General features: G+C 39.2%; 11 protein-coding genes and 1 pseudogene. All 12 read right to left on the bottom strand.

The window, feature by feature from the left end; genetic code table 11:
• The coding region (locus HZC45_06055; GenBank protein ID MBI5682712.1) for an EscU/YscU/HrcU family type III secretion system export apparatus switch protein at nt 1-742 on the bottom strand (742 nt) is incomplete at its 3' end.
• A 3-nt stretch (nt 743-745) separates the two neighbouring features.
• Nucleotides 746-1,525 (bottom strand): flagellar biosynthetic protein FliR, encoded by a 780-nt coding sequence (fliR, locus tag HZC45_06050; protein ID MBI5682711.1) that lies wholly within the window; start codon nt 1,523-1,525, stop codon nt 746-748.
• 2 nt (nt 1,526-1,527) lie between these two features.
• Nucleotides 1,528-1,797, bottom strand: a complete 270-nt coding sequence (gene fliQ, locus HZC45_06045; protein ID MBI5682710.1) for a flagellar biosynthesis protein FliQ — start codon at nt 1,795-1,797, stop codon at nt 1,528-1,530.
• Complete coding sequence (gene fliP / locus HZC45_06040; GenBank protein MBI5682709.1) at nt 1,794-2,564, bottom strand: flagellar type III secretion system pore protein FliP; 771 nt, start codon at nt 2,562-2,564, stop codon at nt 1,794-1,796. The genes fliQ and fliP overlap by 4 nt, the downstream gene beginning before the upstream one ends.
• The gene (fliO, locus tag HZC45_06035; GenBank protein MBI5682708.1) at nt 2,561-2,923 is read right to left on the bottom strand and encodes a flagellar biosynthetic protein FliO; all 363 of its coding nucleotides are present in this window, start codon (nt 2,921-2,923) and stop codon (nt 2,561-2,563) included. Before fliO ends, fliP begins: the two co-directional genes overlap by 4 nt.
• Nucleotides 2,920-3,291: a flagellar motor switch protein FliN gene (fliN, locus tag HZC45_06030; protein ID MBI5682707.1), complete on the bottom strand. Its 372-nt coding sequence runs from the start codon at nt 3,289-3,291 to the stop codon at nt 2,920-2,922. The genes fliO and fliN overlap by 4 nt, the downstream gene beginning before the upstream one ends.
• 3 nt (nt 3,292-3,294) lie before the next feature.
• Nucleotides 3,295-4,281 (bottom strand): flagellar motor switch protein FliM, encoded by a 987-nt coding sequence (gene fliM / locus HZC45_06025; protein ID MBI5682706.1) that lies wholly within the window; start codon nt 4,279-4,281, stop codon nt 3,295-3,297.
• Nucleotides 4,282-4,302: 21 nt separating this feature from the next.
• On the bottom strand, nt 4,303-4,872 hold the full coding sequence (locus tag HZC45_06020) for a flagellar basal body-associated FliL family protein (protein MBI5682705.1): 570 nt from the start codon (nt 4,870-4,872) through the stop codon (nt 4,303-4,305).
• Between the two features lie 291 nt (nt 4,873-5,163).
• Entirely contained in the window at nt 5,164-5,403 is a 240-nt protein-coding gene (purS, locus tag HZC45_06015) for a phosphoribosylformylglycinamidine synthase subunit PurS (GenBank protein ID MBI5682704.1), read from the bottom strand.
• A 15-nt stretch (nt 5,404-5,418) separates the two neighbouring features.
• Complete coding sequence (locus HZC45_06010; GenBank protein MBI5682703.1) at nt 5,419-6,387, bottom strand: chemotaxis protein CheV; 969 nt, start codon at nt 6,385-6,387, stop codon at nt 5,419-5,421.
• Between the two features lie 132 nt (nt 6,388-6,519).
• Nucleotides 6,520-7,572: a mechanosensitive ion channel family protein gene (locus tag HZC45_06005; protein ID MBI5682702.1), complete on the bottom strand. Its 1,053-nt coding sequence runs from the start codon at nt 7,570-7,572 to the stop codon at nt 6,520-6,522.
• Between the two features lie 43 nt (nt 7,573-7,615).
• Nucleotides 7,616-8,333 (bottom strand): annotated as a pseudogene (locus tag HZC45_06000) (adenylosuccinate lyase).

The raw sequence follows: 8,333 nt of genomic DNA, 5'->3' as shown, positions 1-8,333 counted from the left end.
GCATACTTCTAATCCTTGATTTAATCAAAGGCTGTCCTTCTGTCTCCTTGACCTCCTCTTTAACCTCCTGTTTTGTCATCCTTAAACCCTTTTCCATCTCCCACTTGTTAAAGGCATAATCTAGAATTGCAATAATTATTAAAACCCAGAGTGTCGCAATAAATATCTTAAATGATATAGAGCCAAGATAAAAAATAATCCCTGTCATACTCATATCTACAAGAGGTGCAAACCTTACCATCTCACCTTTTATGACTATATATGACATATAACCGATTACTATTAGTTTAAATATCCCCTTGATGAGTTCTGCCAATGCCCTTTCTGAAACAATCCTTTTTATGCCCTCCAGAGGATTTATCTTTGAAAAATTTGGTGTAAGAGGCTCTAATGTGAATAACAAGCCTACCTGCATTACATTTGCCATAATGCCAATAATAGGAAAGATAGTGATGGGAAACAGGACATATGACATATCCATAATAGTATTTTTAAAGATAGCGCCGATTGTTTCCTGCGTCAGAATAGTTGAACCGCTTCTTGATATTGATTCTGCCATAATGTCTTTAATAGACTGAATCATCCCCCATCCAAAAAAATAGAATACCACCAGTCCAGAGATAAGAATTACTGTAGAGCCTACCTCTGTAGATTTTGCCACCTGCCCCTTTTCCCTTGCCTCCTGCCGCCTTCGGGGGGTAGCGCTTTCAGTCCTTTGGTCTCTATCTTCTTGCCACGGCATTTGCTATCCTCCCCTCCCCCCCATCTTTAATAAATCAATAAGGTTGTAAGAAAGGTCTGTATATGCCCTGCCTATAACCGAAGTAATAAAGGGCATAGAAAATAAAAGGACTACAAGTCCAAGTATTATTGTTATTGGAAAACCAAGCACAAAGACATTAAGCTGCGGAACAGTCCTTGCCATAATGCCCATAGCAATATTTGTAATCAGGATTGAGACCATTATAGGCGCTGCCAGTTTTACTGCAATCCTGCACATATCAGCAGTCATTGTCAGAAACCCATCCATCATACCCCTTGTTACAGAAAAACCGTAAGGCGGTATAATCGCAAAACTCTCTTTTATGACAGAGATAAAGATAATGTGCATATTAAGGGTAAAAAATATTAGGATCCCGATAAGATTATAAACCTGAGCAAGAACTGATATCTGGCTAGAGGTCTGCGGGTCAATAACATTGGCAACCGCAAAGCCCATCTGCATACCTGCAACCTGCCCTGCGATTTCCATTGAACTAAATACAAGTTTAACCATAAAGCCTATTGCTATACCTATCAGCGCCTCTCTCATTATCCCAATGGCAAGACCTGCTATTGATTCTGGCAGCAGCGCATGAACACCCAATACAGGGGTAAGTATGATGCCTATAAGTAATGACAGTCCGATTTTTACCTTTACAGGAACAATCTTACTGCCTAAAAACGGAATTGCTGAAAAAATGGCAATTACCCTGATAAATACAAAGAAAAAAGTCCCAAGTTGTTCAAATATAGGATTAAGCATAGTCACATTGTATAGTTAGGGATATTGATGATTATATTCCTTGTAAAATCCAGCATCATCCCAAGCATCCACGGCATAAGAAAAAGCAGTGTCAGAAAAACTGCTATTATCTTTGGAATAAATGTCAAGGTCATCTCCTGCAACTGCGTTGCTGCCTGAAATAAACTGATTAGCAGCCCGACTACAAGTGCAATTCCTAAAACAGGCATTGTCTCAAACAAGAGCAGTTTTATAGCCTCCTGACATATAGTTAAGATAAATTCCTGTGTCATATTCTAAAACTCCCTATCATAGAGCCGACAAGAAGACTCCAGCCGTCCACAAGCACAAAAAGCATTAGTTTAAATGGCAGAGATATCATTATAGGAGGAAGCATCAGCATACCCATTGACATAAGTATACTTGCCACAACCATATCAATAATCAGAAACGGTATAAAAATGAGAAAACCAATCTGAAACGCAGTCTTAAGTTCACTTGTAATGAATGCAGGTATAATAACTGTTGATGGTATATCATTTACCTCTTTTGGTTTTTCCATCTTTGACATCTCAACAAATAAAGCAAGTTCCCTTTCCCTTGTCTGTTTAAGCATAAAATCCCTGAACGGTTTTATCCCCTTTGAAAATGCCTCATTCTGATTAATCTTGTTTTCCAGATATGGTTCAAGGGCAGTTGTGTATGCCTGATTAAAAACAGGCGACATTACAAAAAGTGTCATAAAAAGGGAGAGTCCTATAAGAACCTGATTTGGAGGCGTCTGCTGAAGTCCTAATGCCTGTCTTAAAAGGGAAAAAACTATGATGAACCTTGTAAATGAAGTCATCATAAGGATAATGGCGGGAAGAAGTGTTAAAACTGTAAGGAGTATAAGGATTTGAATGGTGCTGGAAAGTCCGTCTTCCCCGCCTATGTTAAGGGAAATATCCGGCAGTTTTAAACTCTCATTTGCCCCAGAGCAGATAGATGGCAGTAAAACAAGTAAAGGAAAGACAACAACCGATATTTTTAATTTTAATAAACATCCTGCCCTGTTCATTGTTTTAAACCTGCACTGTTTCTAAAATTTTTCTTAATGGTATTTAATATGCCCTTAAAACCTGAGATATCCTTTGCATGAATACCTGCCTCAAGATTCTCAATACCCTCAAGAGATTCAATACTTGTAAGATATGTTATTGAATCAGGGGTTATGCCAAGCACCAGATACTGCGTTCCAACACTCACTATCGCAATTGACTTTTTTGGACCAATGGATGCACTGGTTATCATCTTTATAAACCCCTTGCTGCCTTTAATCTGCAGCCCGAACATACGGGAGTAGAGATATGAGCCAACCAGTATTACACCTACTACCAGAATGAGTCCCTGAGTTACATTTTCTACAATGGCCGTCATTTCTTTAACTGTTTTATCCTCTCCATTGGACTTACAATATCTGTCAGCCTGACACCAAACTTTTCATTAACCACCACTACCTCACCCATAGCAACAAGTCTGTCATTAACAAGGATTTCCATGGGTTCGCCAACAAGTTTGTTAAGTTCTATGACAGAACCCTGACTTAACTGGAGAAGGTCATTTATAACAACCCTTGTCCTGCCTAACTCTACAGAAAGCGTTACCGGAATATCCAGAATCCGGTCCATAGTAACATTATTATCCCCTTCCCCTTTTTGCTCCTTCACTTCTTTAAGTTCGCTAAATCTTGCTGGTATTACACTGTCTTTTTCCTCATCTGCCTTTGTCTGAAGATTGTTTGCCATAAACTAATCTCCTCCTTTTGATAAAAATTCTTGCACCGCAATTGCATAATGGCCATCTAATATCCCTGGTTTGCCAGTATATTTTGTAACGCCCTCTATCTTCACACTTATCGGTTCTGAAGATTTATTATCCAACTGTATAATATCCCCTGTATTCAGGTTTAGAAAATCCCCTATTGATACCTCTGCCATGCCGATTTCGCAAGCAACACTAACAGATGTCTTCCTGATTTCATCTTCAAATTTTGAGAGCCATCTCTTGTCAACATCCATCCTGTCGCTTTGATATGAGGCATATAATTTCTCTTTAATTGGTTCAATACTGGCATAAGGGATACATATCCGCATTATGCTAGACGCCGCATCAATCTCAATCTTGAATGTCATTGATAAAACTACCTCTGTCGGCACAACCACATTTATAAACTGCGGATTGACCTCTGATCTATTGTAGATAAAATTCACAGGATGAACAGGTTCCCATGAGGTTTTCATATCCTGAAAAGTCATATCTATAATCTTTCTGATAATCCGCTGTTCAGTAGATGAGAAATCCCTGCCCTCAACCCTTGTGTGATATTTACCTCCACCGCCAAAAAAGTTATCAACCACCATAAATACAAGGTTTGCATCAAGAACCAGAAGGGTTAGCCCTCTAAGCGGAGAGATCTGGATTATATTGAAACTTGCAGGGACAGGTGTATTTTTTATAAAGTCGCTGTACTTTGTCATCTTGATACCTTCTGTGGAAACATCAACTGTTTTTCTTAAAAAATTAAACAGGGATGCCCTGAAAAGTCTGCAAAACCGTTCATTGATAATCTCAAGCGCAGGCATTCTGCCCCTTATAACCCGTTCCTGCTGGGTAAGGTCATAAGCCCTTATACCTGCTGCAGGCTCTGATTTATCACTCTCTGTTTCTATATTACCGCTGGATACGCCCCTAAGCAGTGCATCAACCTCTTCCTGAGTTAAGATTTTTTCAGCCATTATTTTGTTCCCTATCCTTACTTACTGGATTACAAACTCTGTGAAATAAACCGCTTTTAATTTCCCTTTAGTTAATATCTGGTTAATCCTTACAACTATCTCATCCCTCAATTGATATTTACCCTGAATATTTCCAACATCAGCATAAGCCTTGCTGCTTAAAAGAATGATAATAGCATCCCTTACTTGCGGTGTTTTTATCTTTGCCTCTTCCAGAGCAGTCCCCTCTAATTCAAAGTTAATTGTAACCTTAAGGTATCTTGTGCCTGTGGAGTCCTGAAGGTTCACAACAAACGGCTCCATAACAAATACCTCGCCACCTGAACCACCACCATTCTTTTCTCCTTCTTTACTCCCTTTTTCTTTACCTGTTTCTTTTTTAGAGACTTCTTTTGATCCTTCACTAGCAGTCTCTTTTTCGGTCTCTTTCACTGACGAACCCCCGCCCTTCTTGCCAAAAATAAAATATCCACCCCCTCCCAGTATCACCAGAACTAACACCCCGATAATTATAAACAATATCTTGTTTGGCGATGACTTTGCAGGCTGATTCTCAACATCTCCTTTATTTTTATCTTTATCTCCTGCCATGTTATACCTCCAAAATTATCTAGATTAGGATAAACTTACATTTCTTTATATTTGTATGTTCTTGCAACCATCGTGCCAAGTGGGATTAGATACAGATAAACCCAAAGATCAATGTCTATTTTTGGGGATAAACAAGGGTGGGGTTATTCGTATTTATTGATTTGAATTATAAAAGATATGATTGTCAGTCCTTTGCACCAACAATCAAAAGAGGTAAACATACTGTCAAAGTCATATTCAATATGTCATAACTATGACAGTAGTTGTCATACTGTGCAGTATGGATTGTTTCTACTCTATCTCAAACCTGTAATCTTCAATAACGGTATTCGCCAAAAGTCTTTCACACATCTCTTTAACTTCTTTTTCAGCATCTTCTCTGGAGATGGAATTAATCTCCATCTCCATAAATTTACCAATCCTTAAATCCCTTACCCCTTTATGTCCCATTGTCTCCAATGCACCCATAACAGCCTTACCCTGCGGGTCAAGGACACCTTTTTTAAGAGTGATATATATCTTTGCCTTCATACTAACCTGCCCTTCTCATTTAAGAAATCTTGAAACTTCATTTATCAATTTTGCAATATCAAACTTTACAAGATAACCATCCGCACCAATCAGTTTAGCCTTTTCCCTGTTCTCTTCCCCGGAGAGCGATGTATTAATTATTATGGGCAGAGAGTGAAACCGTGGTTCAGACTTCATGGTATTCACAAAGGTAAGCCCATCCATCTCAGGCATCTCCACATCAGAGATGACGAGTTGGATAAAATCTGTTATTGGCTGCGTTCCGATCTTATCAAGAAATTCATTCAGTATCCCCATCGCCTGTTTTCCATCAACTGCCTCTATTACATGCAGACCAACATTTTCAAGGGTATCCTTTAATATCTTCCTTGCAACAGAAGAATCGTCCGCAATAAGCACATTGCCTTTCAGTTTCTTTTTACCTATTTTCTCTATCTCTTCTAATGCAACATCCTGCTGGGGCATAAGAGAACCTATATCAGAAATCACACTTTCTAAATCAAGAATCAGGAGAAGGACGCCTTCCTGATTATCTATCTTAACAACACCTGTTATCTTCCCGCCGTGTTTTGCCTGCAGTATTGACGGAGGAGGTTTTATCTTGTCCCATTTAATCCTCCTTATCCTCTCCACGTCATGCACAACCATGCCGACAGTGGTCCCCATCATCTCAAGGACAATAACCTTCTGTTTTATATTCGCACCCTGAACAGGATTTAGTTTCATCCATTTATCAAGAAATATTATTGGAATCACCTGTCCCCTTACATCTGCAATAGCATCCGCATAATCAGGCATATCAGGCACCATGGTAAGCGTTGGTATAGGTATTATCTCCCTCACCTTTGCAACATTAACCCCGTAGTAACTTGTTTCTACTGCACCATCAGCCGCACCCCCCGCATACATCTTAAAGACAATCAGTTCCATCTCGCCAGTTCCTACTTTTAAAACTTCAGGCAAAACACCAGCACCTCCAGCCATACAGACCTCCCATAAAATATATCAATTTTTATCTTCTGATAAAATTTCTTTATCGTATTAAGATAATTATCGGCATCTTTTAAAAATGCTTTAATAAAATTCCATCAAGAGGAGCAACGCAGGTATGCGAAGTTATGACGCTCTGTATAAATATCTGGAACGGAACGGCATCTCTATCCCATCTTCCTCAAATCTTTTCTTTATCTGGCAGTTCACCTCGTCCTGAACAATGCCTATCTCCATGCAGTTCTTCACCCAGTAGAACATCTGGACTGTCAGGGAAGAATCTGCGAATTCTGTAAACAGCGCTATTGGCGGCGGTGTTTTTACAACCTGCGGATGTCCATTCGCTGTTTCCAGCATTATCTGTTTAACCTTTTCAATATTACTTCCGTATGCAACCCCAATCCTTGCCTTTGCCCTCATAATACTATCAGGAAAACACTGGTTTATAACCTTTGTATTAACCAATTCTGTATTTGGCACAACAAGTATATTGCTCTCAAATGTCCTTATCCTTGTGCATCTGAGTCCGATTTCCGTAACATCGCCTATCTCACCGCCTGCAAGTTGAATCCTGTCGCCAACCCTGAAAGGTCTATCCACCATAAGCGTAAACCCTGAAATCATATTCGCAAGGGTATCCTTTGCAGCAAGGCCGATTGCCATTGATGCGACACCAAGGGCTGTAACAAGGGAAAGGATATCATAATTAAAATGCTTTAGAACAACGATTAAACCTGTAATGAGTATAAAAACAAAGATGACCTTTTCAATAAGGGGCAGGAATTCCCTTTCTATCTGGGTATTGGTTTTGAGTGCAATGGTGTTTGTATACCATTCAAGAAAAACACTTACAACCCTGTATGCTATAAACACACCAATACAAACACCGATTATATAAATTATGCCGTTGCCTATGGATATTATTTTTGCAGGCAGCGGAAGGACAGAGATTGCCAAAGAAATGCCAAAAAGCAATATGATGCAGTAAATCGGCGATTTTACAGCCTCAATAATCTTGTCATCAAGTTCTGTTTCAGTGTGCTTTGTAAATCGTAAAACCCATTTTGCCAGAAAGTATCTTGCAAATCTGGCAAGTAGCCAGAAACCAAGCAAGATAAGGATTGAGTAGATAATCTCCTCACCCCATAGTTTCAGATTTTCATTTATCTTGATGTTCATCTATTCCTCAATTTTTATTTTTGATATTTAATTTTTGATTTTCTTATTTAAACACCCTCTTAAATATATAATCCACATTTTTCAAATGATATGCAATATCAAAACATGCTTCAATCTCTTTCTTGGAGAGATGCGCTGTTACTTCCTTATCCTTGAGCAAGAAGTCTTTCAGCCCCTTGCCCCTTGACCCTGTATTCCTGCCCACACCTTCATTGTATTTCTTTGAACCATCTTATATGCATCTTCCCTTGAAGCACCCTTTTCAATAATCGCCAGTAAAACCCTCTGTGAATTTATAAGCCCTTTCATCTTATCAAGATTTTTCTTCATATTTTCAGGATATACTGCCATATCCATTACAAGACCTGTGAATCTGGTAAGCATAAAATCAACCAGTATTGCGGCATCAGGGGCAATAACCCTTTCTACTGATGAATGGCTTATATCCCTTTCATGCCACAGAGGGATATTTTCCATTGCTGCATATGCATAACCCCTTACAAGCCTTGCAAGACCAGTCAGGTTTTCTGATAAAACAGGATTTCTCTTATGCGGCATTGCAGATGAGCCTTTCTGTCCCTTTGTAAAAGGTTCTTCTGCCTCAAGCACCTCTGTCCTCTGGAGATGCCTTATCTCCACCGCAAACTTTTCAATAGATGCGGCAATGATTGCCAGAGTTGTAAAATATTCAGCATGCCTGTCTCTCTGGATAATCTGGGTAGAAACAGGCGCAGGTTTTAGTCCAAGTTTTTTGCACACAT

This window comes from Deltaproteobacteria bacterium, assembly GCA_016223005.1.
GTDB lineage: Bacteria > Desulfobacterota > GWC2-55-46 > UBA9637 > GWC2-42-11 > JACRPW01.
This window is presented reverse-complemented; position numbering and strand designations above follow the sequence as displayed.

What these genes read in the sequence shown, in the direction of transcription:
- fliP (MBI5682709.1), bottom strand. Translation starts at nt 2,564, where the DNA reads ATGAACAGGGCAGGATGTTTATTAAAATTAAAAATATCGGTTGTTGTC.
- fliN (MBI5682707.1), bottom strand. Translation starts at nt 3,291, where the DNA reads ATGGCAAACAATCTTCAGACAAAGGCAGATGAGGAAAAAGACAGTGTA.
- fliQ (MBI5682710.1), bottom strand. Translation starts at nt 1,797, where the DNA reads ATGACACAGGAATTTATCTTAACTATATGTCAGGAGGCTATAAAACTG.
- fliO (MBI5682708.1), bottom strand. Translation starts at nt 2,923, where the DNA reads ATGACGGCCATTGTAGAAAATGTAACTCAGGGACTCATTCTGGTAGTA.
- HZC45_06010 (MBI5682703.1), bottom strand. Translation starts at nt 6,387, where the DNA reads ATGGCTGGAGGTGCTGGTGTTTTGCCTGAAGTTTTAAAAGTAGGAACT.
- HZC45_06005 (MBI5682702.1), bottom strand. Translation starts at nt 7,572, where the DNA reads ATGAACATCAAGATAAATGAAAATCTGAAACTATGGGGTGAGGAGATT.
- purS (MBI5682704.1), bottom strand. Translation starts at nt 5,403, where the DNA reads ATGAAGGCAAAGATATATATCACTCTTAAAAAAGGTGTCCTTGACCCG.
- fliM (MBI5682706.1), bottom strand. Translation starts at nt 4,281, where the DNA reads ATGGCTGAAAAAATCTTAACTCAGGAAGAGGTTGATGCACTGCTTAGG.
- HZC45_06020 (MBI5682705.1), bottom strand. Translation starts at nt 4,872, where the DNA reads ATGGCAGGAGATAAAGATAAAAATAAAGGAGATGTTGAGAATCAGCCT.
- fliR (MBI5682711.1), bottom strand. Translation starts at nt 1,525, where the DNA reads ATGCTTAATCCTATATTTGAACAACTTGGGACTTTTTTCTTTGTATTT.